Raw genomic sequence first — 22,297 nt, forward strand, 5'->3', positions numbered from 1 at the left:
CCTTTGGTATCAGCGCCCCGCCCGTGCGAGGCGCGCTTTTGAATCCCTCGGGAGCGCTGCAAACCAGCGCCGGTCTGCCTCGTTCCCACTAGTGTGCTGTGGGATAGGACCCCAGCACTTTGAAATACGCCGCGTCGTGGCGCAGCTTTTCCAGCGCGCGCGCCACTTGCGGGTCACGCTGATGGCCTTCCACATCGACGTAGAAGTAGTACTCCCACGCGCCGCTGCGCGCCGGGCGCGATTCGAAACGGCACATCGACACGCCGTTCTCAGCCAGCGGCGCGAGCAGCTTGTAGACCGCGCCGGCCTCATTCGGCACCGACAGGATCAGCGACGTCTGATCGCGCCCGCTCGGCTCCGTCTCGTAGTTGCCGATGACGACGAAACGCGTGCGGTTGTGTGGATCGTCTTCCACGTTGGCACGCACCACGTGCAAGCCATAGCGGTTGGCCGCCTGCACGCTCGCCAGCGCTGCAACCGTTTCGTCCTCACCGGCCATGCGCGCAGCTTCGGCATTGCTAGACACAGCCTCGCGCGGCAGGTGCGGGTAATTCGTGTTCAGCCACCGCTGGCACTGCGCCAGCGCCTGCGCATGCGCACGCACCACCTTCACCTTGGACATATCGTCCGTCTTGTGCAGCAGGTTGTGGTGCACCCGCAGCGCAATCTCGCCGCTAATCTTCAGCGACGTCGTCAAGAACAGATCGAGCGTGCGCGACACCACGCCTTCCGTCGAATTCTCAACCGGCACCACGCCGCAATCGACCGTGCCGGATTCCGCCGCGCGGAAGACCTCGTCGATGCTCGGGCATGGCAGCGGCTGGATCTCGTGACCGAAGTGCGCGATCACCGCCTGCTCCGAGAACGTGCCCGCCGGGCCAAGGTAACCGATGCGCAGTGCCTGCTCCAGGCCGCGGCACGCCGACATCACCTCACGCCAGATGGCGGCGATGCTCTCGTCGTGCAGCGGACCCGCGTTGCTCGACTGCATCTTGCGGATGACCTGCAACTCGCGATCCGGCCGGAACGCCGGCGACGAGTAGCGTTTCTTCACCTCGCCCACTTCCTGCGCCACCTTGGCGCGGTCGGAAAGCAGCTTGAGCACTTGGTTGTCGATCGAATCGATCTGCGTGCGCAACGGCGCAAGCTCCGCCGCCAATGCGGCGTCCTTGTTTTGCTTCGTATCGTCTGACTGACTGGTCATTGTAGGAATCGGGTTCGGCAACGGATTGCAAATTGCCGCGCGAAGCAGGCGCTTCGCGCAATGTTCTGCCTTGATTTGGCGTATGCCTTAGGCGGACGCCCGCTCAAAGTCACGCATAAAGTCGACCAGTGCTTCCACGCCTTCCAGCGGCATCGCGTTGTAGATGCTCGCTCGCATACCGCCCACGGACTTGTGGCCCTTGAGCTGCACCAGCCCGCGTGCACGTGCCTGCGCAAGGAAGGCATCGTTGCGGGTTTCATCGTTGAGGAAGAACGGCACGTTCATGCGCGAACGGCACGTCGAATGGATTTCGTTGCGGTAGAAGCTACTGGCGTCGATAAAGTCGTACAGCATCTTCGATTTGACGATGTTGCGCGTCTCCAGCGCTTCGACGCCGCCCTGGCGCTTGATCCACTGGAACACGAGCCCGGCGATGTAAATCGCGTACGTGGGCGGCGTGTTGTACATCGAGCCGTTTTCGGCTACGAGGCGCCAGTTGAACGCCGACGGGCACAGCGGGTGTGCGTGGCCCAGCAGGTCCTTGCGGACGATGGCGATGGTCAGGCCGGCCGGGCCGATATTCTTCTGCGCGCCGCCGTACAAGACTTGATAGCCATCCCAGTCGATCGGTCGCGAGAGAATGTGGCTCGACACATCGGCCACGACCACGCGCCCATGCGCTTGGCCGACGTCCGGCGTCTCCTGGTATTCCACGCCAACGATGGTCTCGTTCGTGCACAGGTGCACGTAGGCCGCGTCGTCCGACAGCTTCCAGCTCGAAACGTCAGGAATCTTGTGGAAACGCTCGGCCTCGCTGGTGGCGGCGATGTTCACCTCGCCGTACTTGCGCGCTTCCTGTTGCGACTTGACCGACCACGTACCGGTGACGACGTAATCCGCCTTGGGAGCATCCACCGACAGGCGGCGCATCAGGTTCAGCGGCACGATGGCGTTCTCGGCAATCGCCCCGCCTTGCAGGAACAGAATCTCGTAGTTTTCGGGCACCGCCAGCAGTTCGCGCAAGTCCGCAAAAGCGTGCGCAAGAATGCTCTCAAACTCGCGGCCGCGATGGCTCATCTCCATCACGCTCATGCCGCTGCCCTGCCAGGAGAGCATCTCGTCCGCTGCCTGCTGCAGCACCTCGGCCGGCAGCACGGCTGGGCCCGCCGAAAAGTTATAGACACGTGCCTGGCTGGCTTGGATGGCGAGATCGGCTTGGCTCATGAGAGGGAGGGCAAAAGAAAAATGGCTGTCTGGGCGTGAACCCAAACAGCCATTATCTACCAACTGGCGGCCCGACGGGGACCGTGCCCCGATCGTCCGCGTACGCCGGTCAATTACTTTGCAGCAGCCGAAACTTCCTTGTCAGCCATGTCACGCATGGACTTGCCGACTTGCGGACCGTACTTCTGCATCACGTTGCCCCACACTTCCTGCATGGCCTTGCCTTGGTTTGCCATGAACTTCTGGCCGCTCGGCGTCTTCAGGAACGTGGTCAGATCCTTGATTTCCTGGGTCGAGTAGTACTTGCCCAGCGAATCGTAGTGCGCTTGCAGGGCATCCTTGCGGAAGGCATCCGTTTCGAACGCCTTGCCGGCGCCGTCGGTCATGCGCTGCACAGCGCCATTCTTCTTCAGCTTGTCGACAGCAGCCTGCTTTTGCTTGTCGTTCAGCGACTTGTTCTCGACCAGCGATTGCTCCAGCACCAGCGGGGCTTCCTGCTTGGCACCGTTTTCCAGCACTTCACCCTGACCCTTGATTGCTGCGTCGACGTTCATCGTCGTCAGCAGTTCCTTGATGGCCGCGGTCTTGTCAGCATCGCCAGCCTGGGCGAAAGCAAACAGCGGAGCGAAACCAGCCACCACGATCAGATGTTTGAGTTTGAGACTCTTGTGCATTGTTGCTCCCTTGAAATAAGCGTTGCGTTTAGGCCGGGCAAGTGACGCAAAAGTTCCAGCCCCTGCCGCGCACAGGTCCGGCATCATGACCAGAACTGTGCTCAACGGCAAGCAAAAGTTGTTTCCAATTATGACTCGGCGCTGTCATCCGACTGTGTATCGGCGTCCGGTGCGGCATCTGACGCATCCACAATTTCATCACCTTCTGCGTCGGACTCCACCACACGTTGCAGACCGGACAGCTTGTTGCCTTCGCCCACATTGATGAGCGTGACGCCCTGCGTGGCCCGACCCATTTCGCGGATCTCATCCACACGCGTGCGAATCAGCACGCCACCGGTGGTGATCAGCATGATTTCGTCTTCCGGCGCCACCAACGCAGCGGCGACCACCTTACCGTTACGCTCGGAGGTCTGGATAGCGATCATGCCTTTGGTACCGCGGCCGTGACGGGTGTACTCAGCAATCGGGGTGCGCTTGCCATAGCCATTTTCAGTGGCCGTCAGCACGCTACCGACGCTCGCTTGCGCGCCCTCGCCTTCAGCTTCAGTCTCAGCCGGCGCAACCAGCATGGCGATCACCTGCTGGCCATCTTCCAGGTTCATACCGCGCACACCGCGCGCCTGACGCCCCATCGGACGCACGTCGTTCTCGTCAAAACGCACAGCCTTGCCGGCATCCGAGAACAGCATCACATCGTGCTGACCATCAGTAATGGCCGCACCGATCAGGAAGTCACCCTCATCCAGATCCACCGCGATGATGCCGGCCTTGCGCGGGTTCGAGAAGTCGGTCAGCGCCGTCTTCTTGACCGTGCCCTTGGAGGTGGTCATGAACACGAAATGCTGCTCGTCGAACTGCTTGACCGGCAGGATCACGTTGATCTTCTCGCCCGGCGACAGCGGGAACATATTGACGATCGGGCGACCGCGCGAGTTACGGCTGCCTGCCGGCACTTCCCACACCTTCAACCAATACAGACGGCCGCGGTTCGAGAAGCAGAGAATGTAATCGTGCGTGTTGGCAACAAATAGCGTATCGATCCAATCGTCTTCCTTCGTGGCGGCGGCTTGCTTGCCACGCCCACCGCGCTTCTGTGCGCGGTATTCGGAGATCGGTTGGCTCTTCATATAGCCGCTGTGGGACAGCGTCACCACCAGATCTTGCGGCGTAATGAGGTCTTCTGTATCCAACTCGGTCGCATTGTGCTCGATCTGCGAGCGGCGCTCATCACCGAATTCCGCGCGGATGGCGGTGAGTTCCTCGACGATGATGGCGGTAATGCGTTCCGGGCGCGCCAGGATGTCCAGCAGATCAGCAATCTGCGCCATCACTTCGCGGTATTCCTGAACGATCTTGTCCTGCTCCAGCCCGGTGAGGCGTTGCAGGCGCATCTGCAGGATTTCCTGCGCTTGCGTGTCCGACAGCTTGTACAAACCATCGCCCTGCATGCCGAATGCGGGCAACAGACCTTCCGGACGGTATGCAGCACCGCCACCCGAGGTTTCGCTCTCGGCGCGCACAAGCATGTCACGCACCAGACCCGAATCCCAGCTGCGGTTCATCAGCTCGGCCTTGGCGACCGGCGGGGTCGGTGCGGCCTTGATGATCGCGATGAATTCGTCGATGTTGGCCAGCGCAACGGCCAGACCTTCCAGGATATGGCCGCGCTCGCGCGCCTTGCGCAGATCGAACACAGTGCGACGCGTCACCACTTCACGGCGGTGCAGCAGGAAGCACTCCAGCATCTGGCGCAGGTTCAGCAGGCGCGGCTGCCCGTCGACCAGCGCCACCATGTTCATGCCGAACGTGTCTTGCAGCTGCGTATTCTTATAGAGGTTGTTGAGCACAACCTCCGGCACTTCGCCGCGCTTGAGCTCGATCACCACGCGCATGCCGGACTTGTCCGACTCGTCGCGGATATCGGAGATACCCTCGATGCGCTTTTCCGTCACCAGCTCGGCGATGCGCTCGAGCAGCGTGCGCTTGTTAACTTGATAGGGCAGCTCGTCGACGATGATCGCCTGGCGCTGACCGCGGTCGATATCCTCGAAGTGCGTCTTGGCGCGCATCACCACGCGGCCGCGGCCGGTGCGATAACCCTCGCGCACGCCAGAGATGCCGTAGATGATGCCGGCAGTCGGGAAATCCGGCGCCGGGATCAGCTCGATCAGCTCATCCACCGTTGCGTCCGGATTGCTCAGCAGGTGCAAGCAGCCGTCGACAATCTCATTCAGGTTGTGCGGCGGAATGTTGGTCGCCATACCGACCGCGATCCCGGACGAACCGTTAACAAGCAGGTTTGGGATACGCGCCGGCAGAACCGAGGGCTCGCTTTCGCTGCCGTCGTAGTTCGGCTCGAAATTGACGGTTTCCTTGTCGAGGTCAGCCAGCAGTTCGTGGGCGATCTTCGACAGGCGGATTTCGGTGTACCGCATGGCCGCGGCGTTGTCGCCGTCGACCGAACCGAAGTTGCCCTGACCATCCACCAGCATGTAGCGCAGTGAGAAGTTCTGCGCCATCCGCACGATCGTGTCGTATACAGCGGTGTCGCCGTGGGGGTGATACTTACCGATCACATCCCCGACGATACGGGCGGACTTCTTATAGGGACGATTCCAGTCGTTGTTCAGCTCGTGCATCGAGTACAGCGCACGGCGATGCACCGGCTTGAGACCATCCCGTACATCTGGAAGGGCGCGGCCCACGATCACGCTCATGGCGTAAGCGAGATACGAACTGCGCATTTCCTCTTCGAGCGATACCGGGAGTGTCTCTTTGGCGAATTGATCCATTGGGCGAACGATGGGAGGCCCGACAGCACTCACTGCGGTGAGCACTGCAAGGCGCTACGGTTGCGCGAATAACAGAACATTTTACCATGCCGCAAGCCCCCTCCCCCTCATGCGGGCGAGCGACGCATCCTCAACCCCGGTCACGTTCCCTGCGAAGGCGACCAAAACCCGCGACCCAGTCCCCACAAGGGTTTGCGAGCAGTTTTTCGCCTTGTTGCGTACACACCACAAGGCCATGATGCCCCGTCCGATTCGCTTATATTTGCTTTTTAGGAGTGAGTGCTTGTGGCACAATCCCCCAGCGAAGAGGCAGACATTGTTCGAAGTGGCGAATTCGCTACATCGAGGATGCTACACTCCGAAGAATGTATGACTTGTTTTCGTCCCATCTGCTCGCAGTCTTCTGCGGTGATCTCATCCTGAGAGGAGAAATATGAAAAAATTTGCCAAGCTCGCGTTCGCTGCAGCTGCGGTAGCTCTGACTGCATCCGCTTACGCTCAGTCCGTGCCCTACGAAAAGAAGGCCGTCAACGACAACTGGGGTAACGGCACGAGCGAGTGGGTCTGGAAGAACGGCACGAACGAACTGTGCTGGCGCAATGGCTTCTGGACGCCGGCAACCGCCAACGCTCAGTGCGACGGCGCTCTGGCTCCGGCGGCTGCTCCGGCAGCTGCTACGCCGGGCGCTCCGGCTGCTGTTGCTCCGACCAGCGAGAAGGTTACGTTCGCTGCTGATACCCTGTTCGACTTCGACAAGGCTGTGCTGAAGCCGGAAGGCAAGGCTAAGCTGGACGACCTGGTCTCGAAGCTGCAAGGCATCAACCTGGAAGTCGTGATTGCCGTCGGCCACACCGACTCGTTCGGTTCGGACAAGTACAACGACCGCCTGTCGGTCCGTCGTGCTGAAGCCGTCAAGGGCTACCTGGTTAGCAAGGGCATCGAAGCCAACCGTGTTTACACGGAAGGCAAGGGCAAGCGCCAGCTGAAGGTTGATCCGAAGTCGTGCAAGGGCGCTCGCAAGGCACAAATCGCCTGCCAGCAACCGAACCGTCGCGTTGACGTTGAAGTGGTCGGCACGAAGAAGTAATTCGGTTTCTACCGAAGAAGAAGCCCAGCGAAAGCTGGGCTTTTTTTTCGCTCGCCATGCCCGCGGTTAGACCGGATTGATCAGTTCATCAGTCATCCCGTCTATCGCCAAAGCAATAAAAAAGCGGTGACGCGCATGCGTCACCGCTTTCTGTTTCTCAGGGGTTCGAAACCCCTTTTGCCCTTCTCTATTAGTAAGACGGCGTCGCCTGATCGTTGGCGACCATGGCGCGGTCACCCACGCGCAGGTTATTCGGGTTCTGCTGCGTGACCGTCGCGACACGGCCATCATCCAGACGCACGCTGATGCGGTACACGGTTTGCCCGCCCGCAGCCGCACGTTGCTCAACCTGGTTACCAGCATAAGCGCCAAGCGCCGCGCCACCGATCGTCGCCACCGTGTTGCCGGTGCCGCCACCAACTTGGTGACCCAAGATACCGCCCGCCACACCACCGATGATCGTGCCCAGAATGCCCGGGCTGTTGACCGGCGCCTGCATCGGCTGGATCGACTCGACCCGACCGTACAACGCGCCAGGCTGTTGCTGCGGCTGACCGCCGTACGCCGGAGGCGGAGCATACCCGCCACCACCGTAGCCGCCGCCATATCCACCGCCGTACCCCGGCGCGGCGCAGCCCGCCAGCACCGTCAGGCCCGCAACACCGAGCCCCGCCAGAATCTGTTTGGATTTCATTGATCTCTCCTTGAGGGAAGGTGACGGTTGGAGAAAACGCATGCGCGTTCGTTCACCTTTGTTTCAATGTGAAACCTTTTTCCCGGCGTGCCCGATTTGGTCAGAACGACGCTTTTTGGTACATTTCCTCACCTAGCCGTTATGCCCAGGCGCAGCGCAACATGACTACCACTCACGCGAACGCCGATCCCGGCGAACTCGAAAAATTCAGTGAACTCGCCCACCGCTGGTGGGATCCGAACAGCGAGTTCAAACCCCTGCACGAAATCAATCCGCTGCGCCTCGACTGGATTCAATCCATCGCGCCGCTGGCGGGCAAGCGCGTTGTCGACATTGGTTGCGGCGGCGGTATCCTCTCCGAGAGCATGGCGCGTGTCGGTGCCAACGTCAAAGGCATCGATCTGTCACGCAAAGCATTGCGGGTTGCCGATCTGCACAGCCTGGAAGCGGGCGTCGCTGTCGATTACGAAGAGATCGCCGCAGAAGCGCTCGCGGCACGTGAGCCCGGCAGCTACGACGTCGTGACTTGCATGGAGATGCTCGAACATGTGCCCGATCCGGCGTCGGTTGTGCGCGCTTGCGCGACCTTGGTGAAGCCAGGCGGCCACGTGTTCTTCTCGACCATTCATCGCAATGCCAAGGCGTATTTGCTGGCGGTCATCGGTGCGGAATACGTACTGAACATGCTACCGCGCGGCACGCACGACTACGCCAAGTTCATCCGCCCGTCAGAGCTTGCCTCGTTCACACGCACGGCAGGTTTGCAGCCTGAGCAGATGCGCGGAATGGAATACAACCCGATCACCGGGCGCTACGCCCTGACGCAGGACACCAGCGTCAACTATCTGATGGCTACGCGCCGTCCGGGCAACGCATGACGGCCAGCACATTCCCGGCCCCGCTGGGCGCGGTGCTGTTCGATCTGGACGGCACACTGGCTGACACAGCGCCAGACTTGGCAGCGGCGGCCAACAAGGTGCGCACCGACCGCGGCCTGGAACCGCTGGCCTACGAAGCGCTCCGACCCGTTGCCTCGCATGGCGCGCGTGGGCTGCTTGGCGTGGCCTTCGGCATCGGCCCCGAAGACGCGGAATTCGAATCACTGCGGCTGGCGTTCCTTGCCAACTACGAGGCGGAAATCTGCGTGCGCACGACGCTGTTCCCGGGCATGGCAGACGTGCTGGCCACACTCGGCCGCGCGGGCATTCCGTGGGGCATCGTCACCAACAAGTCCGGCCGGCTGACCGTGCCGCTGGTCGCCCAGCTGACGTTTCCGGTGCCGCCGGCCTGCGTCGTTGCGGGTGATACCACGCCGCACGCCAAGCCCCACCCTGCACCGCTGCTGCACGCGGCAGAGTCCATCGGCGTGGATGCGCGACAGATCGTCTACGTGGGCGACGACGTGCGCGACATCGAAGCCGGCCGCGCTGCCGGCATGCCTACCATTGCTGCCAGTTACGGCTATTGTGGTAATGGGCCGCCGCCCTCGGAATGGCGCGCAGATGCGTTGATCGCCAACGCCGCCGAACTGATTCCGCTGCTGCTCGAATCGCAACGCGCTTAATCGCCGCGCCAGGGCTGACGCCCAGCACCTTCCAGGACCGCCGCCTTCCACACGGGACGCGGCGGTCGACCGACTGACGAAGTACGCCACATCGTGGCCGGACCGACACCAGCATGAGCACCTCCCCCGACTCGCGTCCTGACCTGCAATCGAAATCCAACGGCTGGCGTGCACGGCTTGACCGCATCCGCGGCACCGCCAGCTGGCAACGCGCCGCACAGGTCGGTACATCACGGCGCACCAAGCGCATCGGGTTGGGCGTTTTGATTTTCCTGGTGGTGTTTGGCCTGCTGGGTGCACTGGGCGGGCCGCCGCTGCTGCACCACCTGGCCGAGACGCAGTTGAGCAAGGTGCTGGAGCGGCCTGTGACGGTGGGCAAGATCCGCATCAACCCATACACGCTGCGGCTCGACGTCGACCAGCTCCACATTGCCGAGCGCGACGGCAAGACGCCATTCGTGGACGTCGGCCACCTCCACGTGAATGCCGCGTGGAGCTCGATCTTCCGCCGCGCCCCCGTCATTGAAGAGCTGCGCATCGACGCGCCGCGCGTGCACATCGTGCGCACTGCCGAGCAGCGCTTCAACTTCTCCGACATTGTCGACAGGCTGACCCAGCCCGAGAACCCGCCCAAGCCCAAGTCGACCGAGCCGGCGCGCTTCGTGTTCGCCAACCTGCAGTTGACCAACGGCGCGATCGAGCTCGTCGACCAGCCGCTGGGCACGCAGCACAAGGTGGACAACCTGCAGATCGGCGTGCCTTTCCTGGCGAGCCTGCCGGCCGACGTGAACATCTTCGTACAGCCGCTGCTGGCGGCAAGCATTGACGGTGCCCCGCTCCATTTTTCGGGCCAGACCAAGCCGTTTGCCGATTCGCTGGAGTCGAACCTGAACATCAAGCTCGATGGCCTGGATCTGCCCCGCTACCTCGGTTACGTGCCCGGCCCGCTGCCGGTGGCCGTGCCACAGGGCAAGCTGACGACCGATCTGACAATCGACTTCCAGAAGCCCAAGACTGGCGCCCCGGTGCTGCGCGTGCACGGCACGGCCGGCCTGGACAATCTGGAAGTGATCGACACCAAGAAGGCGCCGCTGGTGGCGGCCAAGCAGGTACGCGCGACGCTGGCGGATGTGCGCCCGCTGGACAACGTGTTCCACCTGGATGCACTGACGCTCGACGGCGTACGTGTTGATGCCGTGCGTGCCGCCGATGGCTCGATCAACTTCGCACAGCTTAGCGGCAAACCGGCACCGGCCGAGTCCAAGCCCGCCACACCGGAGCCCGCCGCCAAGCCGAAACCGCTGGACGTCGTCGTCAGCAAACTGCAACTGGCCAACAGCACCGTGCACTGGCGCGACGCCACCACGCAACCGGCGGCAGACCTCTCGCTGGAAGACCTGCACGGCGACGTGGCCGCACGCACGCTGGGTGGCCCGATTACGTTTGATGTGGGCAGCAAGCTGTCTCAGGGCGGTACGCTCAACGTCAAAGGCAACACGTCGCTGGAGAAGAGCAACGGCGAGCTGGAGCTGAAGCTCGACGGCGTGAAGCTGGCCGGCATCGGGCCGTATCTGCGCCAGGCAGGCGCGCCGCAACTGCAGAACGGTGCACTGTCGGCGGACGGCAAGATCGAGCTGGACTTCGGCGCTGACAAGTTCAACGTGCGCGCCGAACCGCTGACGGCCAGCCTGGCGGACCTGTCGATGGCGCCGTCCACCGGCAAGGACACGGCGCTGCGCGCCAAGCTGCTGCACGCCGACGTGAAGAGCTTCGACCTGGCCGCCCGCACGATCGCGCTGAACGAAGTGCGCGCTGATGGCCTGCAGCTCGATGCGCTGCGCAAGAAGGACGGCACCACCACGCTGACGCTGCTCGACGGCGCACCGGCTACCGCAGCCAAACCCACTGCAGCAACGGCAAAATCCAAAGCGAACGCACCGGCCGAGAAGCCCTGGGCTGTGACCGTGCAGACGTTCAAGCTGGACAATAGCGCCGTCGGCTTTGAAGACCAGACGAACTCGCACCCAGTGAAGGTGCGCGTCGAACCGCTGAACGTGGTCGTGCAGAACGCATCGACCGATCTCGGCAAGCCGATCAGCGTACAGATTGGCGCAGGGCTGGGCAGCAAGGGCAAGCTGGACGTGCGCGGCGACGTTGTGCCGCAGCCGCTCAAGGCCGACCTGCGCGTGAACACGCAGAATCTGTCGCTGGCGGGCTTTGATCCGTACCTCGACAAGGCGCTGAATGCGGCCATCACCAGCGCGCTTCTGACGATGGATGGCCGCCTGGTGCTCAACCAGGGCAAGGCGCTGACGGTCAGCTACCAGGGCAACGCCACGCTGGGCAACGTGCGCCTGCAAGACCGCGTGACTTCCGACGACTTCCTGCGCTGGCGCTCGCTTGCACTCAATCGCATCCAGGCAAACTACGACGGCAACACGCCGCGCGTGCGCGTGGGCGCGGTGGCGCTGTCGACGTTCTATGCGCGGATCATCATCAACCCGAACGGCCGTCTGAACTTGCAGGACATCCGCGTGCAGTCGGATGAGGAGCGCCGCTCGCTCACGCAGGCTCAGCCAGCGCCGGGCTCCGCCCAGGCTGCCGCACCTGCCAGTGCGCCGGTCGCCGCCGCCACTTCAGAACCGGCAGCCGCGCCTGCATCAGCAGTCGCTGCCACGACGCCCACGCCCAAGGCCGGCGGCGCCGACTTGCGCATCGACGCCATCACGCTGCAGGACGGCAACATCCGCTTTACCGACAACTTCGTCAAACCCAACTACACCGCCAACCTGACAGCCATCGGCGGCTCGGTGGGCACCATCAGTACGGCCGCCAACCAGACACCTGCCGACGTGACACTGCGCGGCAGCGTGGACGGCACCGCGCCGGTGGACATCCACGGCAAGATCAATCCGCTCGCACCCACGGCGTCCATCGACCTGACCGCCAAAGCCGACGGCGTGGAGCTGACCAACCTCACGCCCTACTCCGCCAAGTACGCCGGCTACCCGATCACCAAGGGCAAGCTGACGATGGATCTGCACTACCTGCTCGACAGCGGCAAGCTGACGGCAGACAACCACATCTTCATCGACCAACTCACCTTTGGCGACCGCGTGGAGAGCAAGGACGCGACCAACCTGCCCGTACGGCTGGCGGTGGCACTGCTCAAGAACTCGCGCGGCGAGATCGACGTGCACTTGCCGGTGTCGGGCTCGCTGGATGATCCGCAGTTCAGCGTCGGCGGCATCGTTATCCGCGCCCTCGTCAACCTGATCGCACGTGCCGTCACGGCGCCGTTCTCGCTGCTTGCCAGCGCCTTCGGTGGCAGCGGCGGTGAAGAGCTCGGCTACATCGAATTCGATCCGGGCACGTCGGCCATCAGCCAGGCATCGGTCGCCAAGATGGACAAGCTGGCCACCGCGCTCAAGGATCGCCCTGCGTTGAAGGTCGACATCGTCGGCCGCGTCGATCCGGAATTCGACCGTGACGGCCTGCGCCGCGAAGCCGTGAACCGCCAGATCCGCGAGCAAAAGCTCAAGGACGCCGGCGACGCCGCCGAGGCCGACACCACCGTCAAGCCGGAAGAGGAGAACAAGTACCTTGAACGCGCTTACAAGGCCGCCAAGTTCCCGAAGCCGCGCAACATGATCGGCCTGGCCAAATCATTGCCGCCGGAAGAAATGCGCAAGCTGATGGAGACCAACGTGCAAGTGACGGATGCGGATCTGCGTGAACTCGCCCAGCGCCGCGCCAACGCCGTTCATGTGGCGTTGGCAGAACGTGTGGATCCGGGCCGTCTCTTTGTGGTGGCACCCAAGCTGAACGCCGAGGGCATCAAGGACAAAGGCAAGACGACACGGGTTGATTTCGCGCTGAAGTAGCCCATCTATGGGATAATCGTTCTTCTTCTCTGGGGCCGACCTGGTTTCGACGTGGGTTGCGAAGCAGTGGAGGGCATACCGAGGACCCGTCACCTCGTTAATCAATGGGAATGCAATAACTGCTAACGACGAACGTTACGCACTGGCAGCCTAAGGGCCGCCGTCCTCGCACTGGCTCGCTGACGGGCTAGGGTTGCAAGACCAGCGAGGTCATTTACGTCAGATAAGCTTTAGGTGAGTCACGGGCCTAGAGACGAAAACCTAGTGAATCGCCGTCGTAGAGCGTGTTCGTCCGCGATGCGGCGGTTAAATCAAATGACAGAACTAAGTATGTAGAACTCTCTGTGGAGGGCTTGCGGACGCGGGTTCGATTCCCGCCGGCTCCACCAAACACCGCAGTACCAAAGATTACGAAAGACAATCTACGCTGTTGATTTGACGGGCCTTCTGGCCCGTTTTTCATAGGTGAAAATTATCTTTGGTGATCTTCAATTTTGTACGCAGTACATGCCAAGTACACATGCCCAAGGACCGCATGATCAGCTTGATGTTGAGGATGATGAATCCTACTGGGGCACCGTCGTCAGAACGGATCACCAGTTCGCCCAGTACCTAGGCAGGGACACCGTGGGATTCCGGCGGGCCGTGCAAGCGGACCAAGACGACTGAATCGCGCCAAGCGAAGAAGGCGCGCTCATGTTGCTACAAGATGATCCACATTAGGAAAATAGTGCTCACATTTCTTCGCTATGCTTGGCTCATGGCTGTTGGCAAACGAATGCCAGCACAAGCGTTGCATTTCTTCAATTACTCAAGCGCCTCTAGAAGCAAGCGCATCAGGGTGTTGAAGGTGGCAATGCCAGGGCTCAACAAAAAATGCACGGTCGAAGGGCCTCTCTTTGTGGAGAGATTCGACCAACTCTCAATGGGCAACGGAGCCTTCCTGAACACGGGCGCCAATATCCTGAACAGCGCCATGGTCACGATAGGTGACGGGGCGCACATTGGTCCCACAGTCCAGTTCTGCACCACCTACCATCACAGCGATCCCGATCTGCGCGCGTCAGACCCTTCCGCGTACGCCAAGCCAATCACCATCGGAAAGAACGTTTGGATTGGGGCAGGCGCGATTCTGTTGCCCGGGGTCACCATTGGTGATGATGCACTGGTTGCCGCTGGCAGCGTCGTGACTTGTGACGTAGCGCCCAGAACAGTCGTCGCCGGGAGTCCTGCGACTGCCAAGCGCACCTACCCGCATCCGAACCAGGCGGCAGCCCTTGCAAGGAACACTATCAACCCATAAGTCGACTGCGGCATCGCACGCTCCGCCGCTCCATGCTGCGGGCCGCTTTTTCACCTGCACAACAACAACTCGATGAAGCGCGCAGGTGAGGCGAGTTCCCAACCGCACACACTGGGGCACTGCCCCCGAACGGGGCGTCCGCGCCTCAAACCTCATCAGCAGTCCGTAGGCATGCGATCCGCCGTTCGACGCTCTCGCTTGAGTTACCTCTGAATCCCCGCCACCAAACCCGTATCGGACGCGGCACACGTACGCCTCAACGCTGCTGCCAGCCAGCGAGAACGCAGTGGCTCGCCGGCCAGAAAACGCTGCTGTGCAAGACTGTGCGGGCGGATGGGCCGGGGTTCGATTCCCGCCGGCCCCACCAAATTCCGCTCTCAAACGTCTTCGATGTTTGGCAATGAACCCCGCCGGGCTTAGCTCTGCGGGGTTTTTTGTTGCCCAGCCCATCGCCGGCATGCCCCGAACCACACGCAGCCAGCCGCCCTGCACCGCTTACCGGCCTTCGTGACTCAACGCTGACCGGTCTTGCGGGTCGCTTACGAATTGCTGGTAATACGCCAACGAAATTTCACACGGCATCAATAGCCTGCGTCCTGCCGCTGCACCAAGGGGGGGCGAATGCGCTCATGCCATGCGCGCCTGGTCGACGGCGGCGACTTCCTTTCACCCGAACATAAGTTGAGATAGACAGTGAAGAAAGCTTTCCTCGCAATGACAGCGATTGCCGCAGTGTGCGGCGCTTCCGGGGCGTTCGCGCAAACCGCATCTGGCGTGACCCTGTACGGTCTGGCAGACATTGGCATCGAAGCCATCAACCACGTGCCGGGCAACAGCCCGGGTGGCAACACCGCCGTCCGCATGAATGCCGGCAACCTGAGCGGTTCGCGTTGGGGCCTGCGCGGCACTGAAGATCTCGGCGGCGGCACGAAGGCGATCTTCACGCTCGAGAGCGGCTTCGACCTCGACACCGGCATGTCTGCCCAGGGTGGCCGCCTGTTCGGCCGTCAGGCTTTCGTTGGCCTGCAGAACAACTATGGCGCCATCACGCTGGGCCGTCAGCAGACCGCGCTGTACGACCTGTTCGGTGCCTATGACCCGATGGGCGCAAACCCGCGCTACTCGCTGGCTGCTGTGGACTCGGCGTTCAACGGCCGCGCTGACAATGCCATCAAGTACACCGGCAAGTTCGGTGGCCTGACCGCCATCGGCTTCTACAGCTTCGGCCGCGACAACAACGGCGAAGTGCCGGGCGCATCGAAGGTGGCCCGCAACTACGGCCTGGGCTTCGCCTATGCCGCAGGCAACCTCTCGATCGGTACCGCATATGACCAGTACCAGGGCGGCACCGTGGCACTGCAGGATCGCAGCGCCAAGCGCGCCGCGATCGGTGCTTCGTACGCCTTTGGCGATGCCAAGGTGTTCGGCGGCTATCGCTGGCTGCGTGACGACGGCACGGCCAGCGCCACGGCCACCATCACGCGTACCAACGTCTATTGGCTGGGCGGCCAATACCGCGTCATGCCGGCACTGCTGCTGACGGGCGCCGCTTACTACACAGACAATCGCAACTCGAGCGCCGATCCGTGGATGTTCGTGCTGTCGGCGGACTACTCGTTCTCCAAGCGCACCGACGTGTACCTGAACATCGGCTACGCGAAGAACAAGAACGGTTCGACGCAGGGCCTGAGCGGCTCGGGTTCGACCTTCGTTGCAGCTGGCGAGAATCAGACCGGCGCCACCATCGGCCTGCGTCACCGCTTCTAAGCATTGCGCGCCGGACGACGGCGCCTCACCAGATCGTCGTCACCCGCGCCTCCTCGCGAGGCTGCGGCGTGACGGCATACGTTCATATCGACCTTGCCTCCTTGCAGGGCTCGTTGGGCCGATTCTTGAGGCTTGAATCGGCCTCTTTTTGTTTCGCCCCGCTCCCCCGCAATCCGGTACACACGAACAGCCTCGTGCGCAGCCGACGCTGCACTCAGCGCGTTGCCCGCCCGGTGACTTCACGTCGGCTTCGGACCATGGGAATGCACAGCATCAACGCACCAACAACCAGCCCCGCAAGGTGCGCAGCGGCTAACGGCGGCGCACCGAGCCAAACCACCGCGTCCGCGTTGACGCCGCCGAACCACTGCCAGACAGCGCGGCCTACGAGCGTGACCAACACAGCGGCGGCAATCGGCTCTCCACGCGCACGCGGCAGTAGCACCAGCACAGCAAGGCCGTAGTTGATGCCGGAGAACCCGGCGTAGTGCTGCAGCCCAGGCAGGGCCGAGAAGAGAATCAAACCGATCAGCGCGGCGAGCGCCACGCAGCAGCGCCAGGCGCGCAGCGAGGCGGGCAGGATGGCCGCCAGCGCGACCAGCCCACCCACATTGAGCAGGCAGTGCGTCCAGGTGAAATGGACGAAGTGGCCGGAGACCAGCCGCCACACCTCACCACTGGTAATGGCGACACGGTCATAACGCAGAGCATCGACCACCGTTACGCCGCCGGCCTGCAGCGCGAGCATCAGCAAGGCGGCCGCCAGGAAGCCCGGATGCACCAGGCTGCGCGACCGCCAGTCAGGCCAGCGGCGTATCCAGGCGCTCAGGCGCGCCACGAACGGCGGCGTACCAGGGCGGCCATGCCGGCCGTCAGCATCAGCCACATCAGCGGGTCCAGCGAGCCTGCGCCCGAATCACCCGCGTTGCTACCACCGGGCGTGCCCGTGCTGCCTTCCGGGGCCGTGTTGCCGGTGCCCGGCGTGCCGCCCGTCGCTTGCGTGTTGAGTGCGAGGTCGACCAGCACCGGATCGTGGTCCGAAGAACGGTAGGCATCCGGTGCATAGAACGTCTGTTGCTGCTCGGCGCTCTTGTAGGCGAACGAGTATTCCAGCGCGATCGGTTCATCTGCGTTGATGTGCCACTCATGCACCGCACGCACGCGATCGGCCAGACCGGATGTGGCCAGCGCGTGGTCGATGTAGCCGGACTCGCCGCTGAACACGTAGCTGTAGGCGTCCTTGCCGACGAACTTGGCCACCATGTCGGCATAGCCTTTCTGCGCGAACAGCAGCACCGGGTCTTCCTTGGCGTAGCTGTTCAAGTCACCGATCAGCAGCTTGCCCACATCGGCCACGCCTGTCGGCGAGGTGGCGAGCCAATCGGTGATCAGGCCAGCCGCACGCAGACGCGTGGGGTTCCAGCAGCTTTGGCCGTCGCCCTGATCGGCATCCTTGCCGGTGGCGCCGGTACAGCCTTTGGACTTCAGGTGATTGACCACCACGGTGAAGTTTTGCGTGCCACCAATGCGGCGGAAGCTGCGTGCCAGCGGCTGGCGATTCTTGTCGTCGATGGCCAGCGTCGCGGCGGTGCCGACCGGCTCCACCGTGCGGCTGTTATAGATGATAGCCACCGTGATCGCGTCACCGCCCAGCTTGGGCACACCCGGATCAACGAAGCGCCAGTCAGCACCAAGCTGGCTCGTCAGGCGGCGGATGGCACTCAGGTCGCCGTAGCCGTCGTTCTCGATCTCCATCAGGCCGACCACATCGGCGTTGATGGCACGGATGGCCGCGACGATCTTGGCTTCCTGGCGCTCGAACTCGGCTTGCGTCTTGGCGCCACGGTTGTTCGGGTCGTCAAAGCCGGCACCTTTGCCGTCCCCGTTGAAGTAGTTCAGCACGTTGAACGAGGCCACACGCACGTCCGCCTGGGCGTGACGCGCAGGTGCGCCAGTACGCGGGTTGCCTGCAGCATTGAAGACCGGGGCAGCAGCACCAGGCACCGGTTGCAGGCGCCACGCGTTGTAGCGCATCTCCAGCACGCCCTGCATGCCGCTGACGGTGTAGCCGGCACGGACCGGGTTGGCCGCAGACAGGCCCGGCGCCGGGTAAGGCACGGTACCCGGGTTCTGCTGGTTGGAGCCATCGTCGAGCACCAGGCGGTTGAGCGCGTTGGCGGCTGCTTGTGCCGCTGCACCGTTCGCGGCCGGGGCCACGTTGGTCGGCAGCGGCAGGCGGCCATTGCTGAGCAGCACACTCCCATAGCGGCCAAGCTCGTAGGTCTCGCTCACGGTGAGCGTCTGCGGCAGGCGCACCAGCATGCCTTCATAGGCCGACAACGCCTTGGTATCCGCCATCGGCAGGGTCACATCCACCGGCGTCACGCGATTGCCGCTGGAGCAGCTCGCGAGGCCGTTGGTGGCCAGCGTCAGTTGGGTCTGGCCGTACTTCTCCTCGACCTTGCCGACCAGGTGGACCAGATCGCCCGCGCGTGCGGTCACACCGGGCGCATAGATGAACAGGCCTTCGGACACACCGGGCAGCTTGCGGCGCTGCGCGTCCGGCTGTTGCACGAAGAAGCCACTGAAGCCGTTGGTGCCGCTGTAGTCGGCGGTGACCACAGCTTCGATCTCGACGTTCTGGCCCGCCAGCGGCGACGTTGCGCCCGCGCCTTGCACGTCTGCGATATGGGTAGCAGCGGCGCCGCACACCGGCAGCACCGGCGGCGGCGTTGGGGTACCGCCCTGGCCGTTGTACAGGCCGAGATCGGAGAAGTCATCAACGTTGAACGCATCCCACTGCGCAGCCGGATCGAAGACTGCGGAGATGTTCGTATCGCCTTGCTTCACCGTGCCCTTGCGGCGCAGCGTGTGGTCCATGGTGCCGGCGGCAGCGGTGCCCCAATAGCCCGCTGCGGGCCGGTAGCCGACCTGGCCGATGTGGTCCACCACGGTGCCGGAGCGCGTGAGCGTGATGGCGTCATCGCCATTGAAAGTGAACGTGACGGTCTGGTTGACCTTCGAGCCGAGCACGCCGGCCAGCGTGCTGTGGGCCATCACGTACACCGCGCCCGGCGCGAGCTTGCCGGTGAGCGCGAACGACGTGGTCGGCGTGGTGGCGCCGTTGTTGTACTGCTCGACCTTGTAAAGCGACAGATCCACCTCGGTGCTATCGGGGTTGTAGATCTCGAGCGCCTTGTTGTTCGAGGTGCCTTCAACGTATTCGCTGAAGATGAGCTCGGCATGGGCCGGCAGCGCCATGAAGAGCGCGACTGGGATTAGATGATGTAGACGCATGGATGGGGTCGGATGATGCGGTGCGACGGGGCACCGCTCGTTGTTGTCGTGATGTTGTCGTGATGGCAGCCGCAGAGACGCTCGTGACGCTCTGACGGCTGCAAGGGGTGATCACGTCGCGGTTGGACGATCACCAACGCGGCACGCGTATCAGGGCGTATCGATATAGCTCTGCGTGCTGTAGTCGGCCACCGGCAGCTTGTTGAGCTGCTTGGTGGTGCCGGGCAGGCCATCCACGTAGGTGAGGAAGGCCTCGGCGTAGTCCAGGCCCACCTCGGTACGGCGGGCACCGGTCACGCTCTTCATCGTCGTGTAGCCGTCCTGGCCATCCGCGAGGAAGTTGATGGTGACCACGCTGTAGGTCTTGGCCAGATCCAGCGGTACGTAACCCGAGGTGGTCTTCACTTCGAGCTGGCTCAGGCGCGCGCCGGCGGCCTGGTTCAGGTCCACCTTCCAGCGCAGGCCGCCGGTGTAGGGGTATGAACCGGTGTTGTTGGCCACCACCGAGGCGATGGCGTCTTCCAGCGTGGCCTTCACCTCAGCGCCCGTCATCTTGAGCTGCACGAGCGTGTTCTTGAACGGCAGCACGCTGTAGATGCCACCCACCGTCACGTTGCCTGCGGGCAGATCAACACGCACGCCACCACCGTTCTGGATCGAGATGTCGGCATTGAAGAAGGCCTTGCCGCGTTCCAGGAACGCCTGGGCCACGAGCTGCTGCACGTCGCCGCCGTGGGCGATGACATCGGCGTCCTTGTTGCAGACGTCACCCAGCGTGGAACGTGTGGCATCACGCTTGGTGCCGGGCACGCGGCGCAGGCACAGATTGGTCGGCGCGGTAGCGACCACCTTTTTGCCGAGCGCGTCCTTATCGGCCTTGTAGCTGGCCAGCTTGGCAGCAGCAGCGGCGTCTGGTGTAGTCACACGCAGGACACCACTGGCAGCGATGTCCTGGCGGATGGCAGCAGCGTCTGCATCGGACACAGCCACTGTGCCGCGCTTGAAGGTGTCGCCAATCAACACGTGCGGTGTGCCCTGGCAGTTGACGACATCGCCGTTCTTGTCGAAGTCCACCTTGAGCTCACCGACCACGTAGCTGTACTGCCATGCCTGCACCACGCAGACAGGCTTGCCGTCCTTGTCGGTCGTGCGGGTCGGGTAATCGCCTTCCGGGGTCAGACCCAGCGGCTGCATGGTGGCCTTGGGCCCGAGCAGCGAATGAGAGTCCGCACCCACGATCACGTCGACGCCGCTGAGTTGCTTGGCCAGCGCAAGCTCACCCGTGTAGCCCACGTGCGAGGCAATCACGATCTTGTTGATGCCCTGCGCACGCAGACGGTTGATCTCCGCCTGCGCAGCCACGGCTTCGTTGGCAAAGGTGGTACCCGCATCCGGACGCGAAGAATTCTTGGTCTTGTCTGCAATGGTCAGGCCGATGATGGCGATCTTCTGCCCGTCGCGCTCCACTACCGTGGAAGCCTTCACAGGGCCAGCGGCCAGCGCAGAGGTGGCGGCAAATTTTGCGTTGGCGCTCAGCACCGGTGTCTTGCAGTTGCCGGCGTGCAGGTAATCGATGAAGGTCTTCAGGCCGCTGTCGGTGTTGTCGAACTCGTGGTTGCCCAACGTGAACGAATCGAAGCAGACCGTGTTCATCATCTCGGCATCGGCCTTGCCGTTGCTGAGGTTGAAGTACAGGTCACCGGTGACGGCGTCACCTGCGTGGATCTTCACCACGTTGCGCGATGCGCTGGCCAGCGATTGGATGGCCGACGTGACACGCGCGAAACCGCCGTACTCCACGTCGATGGCTTCGCGCTTGCCTGCGGCCGTCATCAGGTTGAGCTTGACCGACTCCGGATCCAGATGGGAGTGGTGGTCGTTCACATGCAGCAGCGTGACCGACAGCGGCTTGGCCTCGGCGGGCTGTGCAGTTGTCGGTGGCTGGGTAGATGCGGTTGTATCGTCACCGCCACCGCAGGCGGCGAGAGCGAACAGTGTGGAAAAAAGGACGAGCGAATACCCGCCCGCCTTGCGTGTGGTTTGGCGTGCCATGAGCGACTTGCTGTGGGGTTGTGCAGCCCACAACCTTCAACAATGCGCATGACGTGACCATGGCGCGTTGTCACAGATTTTTCAGCGATCCCTAAGCTACCTTTTTGTTTCCTTCTCGCCGGCCACACGCATCCGCGCAATTCACGCTGCCGCACCTGCAAGCAAAAACCCCGCGACGCTTTCGCTGTCGCGGGGTTTTTTATGACGCAACAAATGGGCGTGCTATCCGCCAATGTTCACGTTGAGGACGATGCCACTCGGCTGCACAAGGTAGTAGCCACCGTTGACGCCAATCCAGTGAGCCCCGCGCGGCGGCGGCGCCAGGTGATGGTCACGCCAGTTGTCGATGATGTACTGGCGATCGCGGTACTCCGGCGGAATCCGTTCGCCCCGATTCCAGCGATGCGGCATCTCGCGGTCGGCACGGCGGTCCATGTCGACGCGCTCTTCGTGGCGGTCACGATCCCCGCGATGGTCGCGGTCACGGTCTTGAGCGTGGCTCGCAAGCGGCACCAGCGCGGAAACCGCAAGCATCAAGGAAGTCAGAATCTTGGCCTTCTGCATCGATCTTCTCCTATGGAACGTCCGGTCAGCGCCGGACCTTGTTTCCAGTCTAGGCTTAAGGGGGCCTTAAGGCTGTGACGAACACGGTTAAGGATGTAACGGAAGATTATCGGGCGTCACTCACTGGCTGGCCGCGCCTTGTCCGCTCAAGGCATCGTTGCTACGCTGGCGAACGCAACCGTTTTCCA

The 22,297-nt window shown here is 62.8% G+C and carries 15 protein-coding genes and 1 other RNA gene; 7 read left to right on the forward strand and 9 right to left on the reverse strand.

The annotated features are described in order from the left end of the window. Positions 1-88: 88 nt before the first annotated feature. The 4 genes from pheA to gyrA form a co-directional block, all read right to left on the reverse strand. The gene (gene pheA / locus PI87_RS04255) at positions 89-1,204 is read right to left on the reverse strand and encodes a prephenate dehydratase (protein ID WP_039596373.1); all 1,116 of its coding nucleotides are present in this window, start codon (positions 1,202-1,204) and stop codon (positions 89-91) included. An 87-nt stretch (positions 1,205-1,291) separates the two neighbouring features. Further along, positions 1,292-2,428: a 3-phosphoserine/phosphohydroxythreonine transaminase gene (gene serC / locus PI87_RS04260; RefSeq protein WP_039596374.1), complete on the reverse strand. Its 1,137-nt coding sequence runs from the start codon at positions 2,426-2,428 to the stop codon at positions 1,292-1,294. 113 nt (positions 2,429-2,541) lie between these two features. Further along, complete coding sequence (locus tag PI87_RS04265; protein WP_039596375.1) at positions 2,542-3,102, reverse strand: DUF2059 domain-containing protein; 561 nt, start codon at positions 3,100-3,102, stop codon at positions 2,542-2,544. Between the two features lie 128 nt (positions 3,103-3,230). Continuing rightward, the gene (gene gyrA, locus PI87_RS04270) at positions 3,231-5,897 is read right to left on the reverse strand and encodes a DNA gyrase subunit A (protein WP_039596376.1); all 2,667 of its coding nucleotides are present in this window, start codon (positions 5,895-5,897) and stop codon (positions 3,231-3,233) included. Positions 5,898-6,330: 433 nt separating this feature from the next. On the opposite strand from gyrA, the gene ompA reads away from it, so the two are divergent. Then, the gene (ompA, locus tag PI87_RS04275; protein ID WP_039596377.1) at positions 6,331-6,984 is read left to right on the forward strand and encodes an outer membrane protein OmpA; all 654 of its coding nucleotides are present in this window, start codon (positions 6,331-6,333) and stop codon (positions 6,982-6,984) included. A gap of 190 nt (positions 6,985-7,174) precedes the next feature. Here ompA and PI87_RS04280 read toward each other — a convergent pair whose 3' ends face one another. After that, the gene (locus PI87_RS04280) at positions 7,175-7,678 is read right to left on the reverse strand and encodes a glycine zipper 2TM domain-containing protein (protein ID WP_039596378.1); all 504 of its coding nucleotides are present in this window, start codon (positions 7,676-7,678) and stop codon (positions 7,175-7,177) included. Positions 7,679-7,839: 161 nt separating this feature from the next. Here PI87_RS04280 and ubiG point away from each other — a divergent pair, with 161 nt between their 5' ends. The 6 genes from ubiG to PI87_RS04305 all read left to right on the forward strand — a co-directional run bounded on the left by ubiG (position 7,840) and on the right by PI87_RS04305 (position 16,196). Then, positions 7,840-8,556, forward strand: coding sequence for a bifunctional 2-polyprenyl-6-hydroxyphenol methylase/3-demethylubiquinol 3-O-methyltransferase UbiG (gene ubiG, locus PI87_RS04285; protein WP_039596379.1), 717 nt, complete (start codon positions 7,840-7,842; stop codon positions 8,554-8,556). Then, positions 8,553-9,242 (forward strand): HAD-IA family hydrolase, encoded by a 690-nt coding sequence (locus tag PI87_RS04290; RefSeq protein ID WP_039596380.1) that lies wholly within the window; start codon positions 8,553-8,555, stop codon positions 9,240-9,242. The genes ubiG and PI87_RS04290 overlap by 4 nt, the downstream gene beginning before the upstream one ends. Positions 9,243-9,355: 113 nt before the next feature. Continuing rightward, positions 9,356-13,126, forward strand: coding sequence for a DUF748 domain-containing protein (locus PI87_RS04295; protein ID WP_039596381.1), 3,771 nt, complete (start codon positions 9,356-9,358; stop codon positions 13,124-13,126). Between the two features lie 31 nt (positions 13,127-13,157). After that, positions 13,158-13,515, forward strand: a transfer-messenger RNA (tmRNA) gene (gene ssrA / locus PI87_RS28420). Between the two features lie 371 nt (positions 13,516-13,886). Next, positions 13,887-14,429 carry a DapH/DapD/GlmU-related protein gene (locus PI87_RS04300; protein ID WP_232313932.1) on the forward strand — a complete coding sequence of 181 codons (543 nt, stop codon included), beginning with the start codon at positions 13,887-13,889 and terminating at the stop codon, positions 14,427-14,429. Positions 14,430-15,122: 693 nt separating this feature from the next. Continuing rightward, positions 15,123-16,196, forward strand: a complete 1,074-nt coding sequence (locus tag PI87_RS04305; protein ID WP_039596382.1) for a porin — start codon at positions 15,123-15,125, stop codon at positions 16,194-16,196. A gap of 214 nt (positions 16,197-16,410) precedes the next feature. Here PI87_RS04305 and rrtA read toward each other — a convergent pair whose 3' ends face one another. From rrtA to PI87_RS04325, 4 genes are all read right to left on the reverse strand, one after another. Then, on the reverse strand, positions 16,411-17,082 hold the full coding sequence (gene rrtA / locus PI87_RS04310; RefSeq protein WP_232313933.1) for a rhombosortase: 672 nt from the start codon (positions 17,080-17,082) through the stop codon (positions 16,411-16,413). Continuing rightward, positions 17,022-19,493, reverse strand: a complete 2,472-nt coding sequence (locus tag PI87_RS04315; RefSeq protein ID WP_039596383.1) for an ExeM/NucH family extracellular endonuclease — start codon at positions 19,491-19,493, stop codon at positions 17,022-17,024. Before PI87_RS04315 ends, rrtA begins: the two co-directional genes overlap by 61 nt. 150 nt (positions 19,494-19,643) lie before the next feature. Continuing rightward, positions 19,644-21,545, reverse strand: a complete 1,902-nt coding sequence (locus PI87_RS04320) for a bifunctional metallophosphatase/5'-nucleotidase (protein ID WP_039596384.1) — start codon at positions 21,543-21,545, stop codon at positions 19,644-19,646. A 222-nt stretch (positions 21,546-21,767) separates the two neighbouring features. Further along, positions 21,768-22,109 carry an RcnB family protein gene (locus tag PI87_RS04325; protein WP_039596385.1) on the reverse strand — a complete coding sequence of 114 codons (342 nt, stop codon included), beginning with the start codon at positions 22,107-22,109 and terminating at the stop codon, positions 21,768-21,770. Positions 22,110-22,297: the final 188 nt, after the last annotated feature.

Origin of the sequence: Ralstonia sp. A12 (assembly GCF_000801955.1) — a bacterium.
GTDB lineage: Bacteria > Pseudomonadota > Gammaproteobacteria > Burkholderiales > Burkholderiaceae > Ralstonia.

Bases quoted from the DNA above. Each gene is read 5' to 3' on its own strand.
- pheA (WP_039596373.1), bottom strand. From the start codon at position 1,204: ATGACCAGTCAGTCAGACGATACGAAGCAAAACAAGGACGCCGCATTG.
- serC (WP_039596374.1), bottom strand. From the start codon at position 2,428: ATGAGCCAAGCCGATCTCGCCATCCAAGCCAGCCAGGCACGTGTCTAT.
- PI87_RS04265 (WP_039596375.1), bottom strand. From the start codon at position 3,102: ATGCACAAGAGTCTCAAACTCAAACATCTGATCGTGGTGGCTGGTTTC.
- gyrA (WP_039596376.1), bottom strand. From the start codon at position 5,897: ATGGATCAATTCGCCAAAGAGACACTCCCGGTATCGCTCGAAGAGGAA.
- ompA (WP_039596377.1), top strand. From the start codon at position 6,331: ATGAAAAAATTTGCCAAGCTCGCGTTCGCTGCAGCTGCGGTAGCTCTG.
- PI87_RS04280 (WP_039596378.1), bottom strand. From the start codon at position 7,678: ATGAAATCCAAACAGATTCTGGCGGGGCTCGGTGTTGCGGGCCTGACG.
- ubiG (WP_039596379.1), top strand. From the start codon at position 7,840: ATGACTACCACTCACGCGAACGCCGATCCCGGCGAACTCGAAAAATTC.
- PI87_RS04290 (WP_039596380.1), top strand. From the start codon at position 8,553: ATGACGGCCAGCACATTCCCGGCCCCGCTGGGCGCGGTGCTGTTCGAT.
- PI87_RS04295 (WP_039596381.1), top strand. From the start codon at position 9,356: ATGAGCACCTCCCCCGACTCGCGTCCTGACCTGCAATCGAAATCCAAC.
- PI87_RS04300 (WP_232313932.1), top strand. From the start codon at position 13,887: ATGGCTGTTGGCAAACGAATGCCAGCACAAGCGTTGCATTTCTTCAAT.
- PI87_RS04315 (WP_039596383.1), bottom strand. From the start codon at position 19,493: ATGCGTCTACATCATCTAATCCCAGTCGCGCTCTTCATGGCGCTGCCG.
- PI87_RS04320 (WP_039596384.1), bottom strand. From the start codon at position 21,545: ATGGCACGCCAAACCACACGCAAGGCGGGCGGGTATTCGCTCGTCCTT.
- PI87_RS04325 (WP_039596385.1), bottom strand. From the start codon at position 22,109: ATGCAGAAGGCCAAGATTCTGACTTCCTTGATGCTTGCGGTTTCCGCG.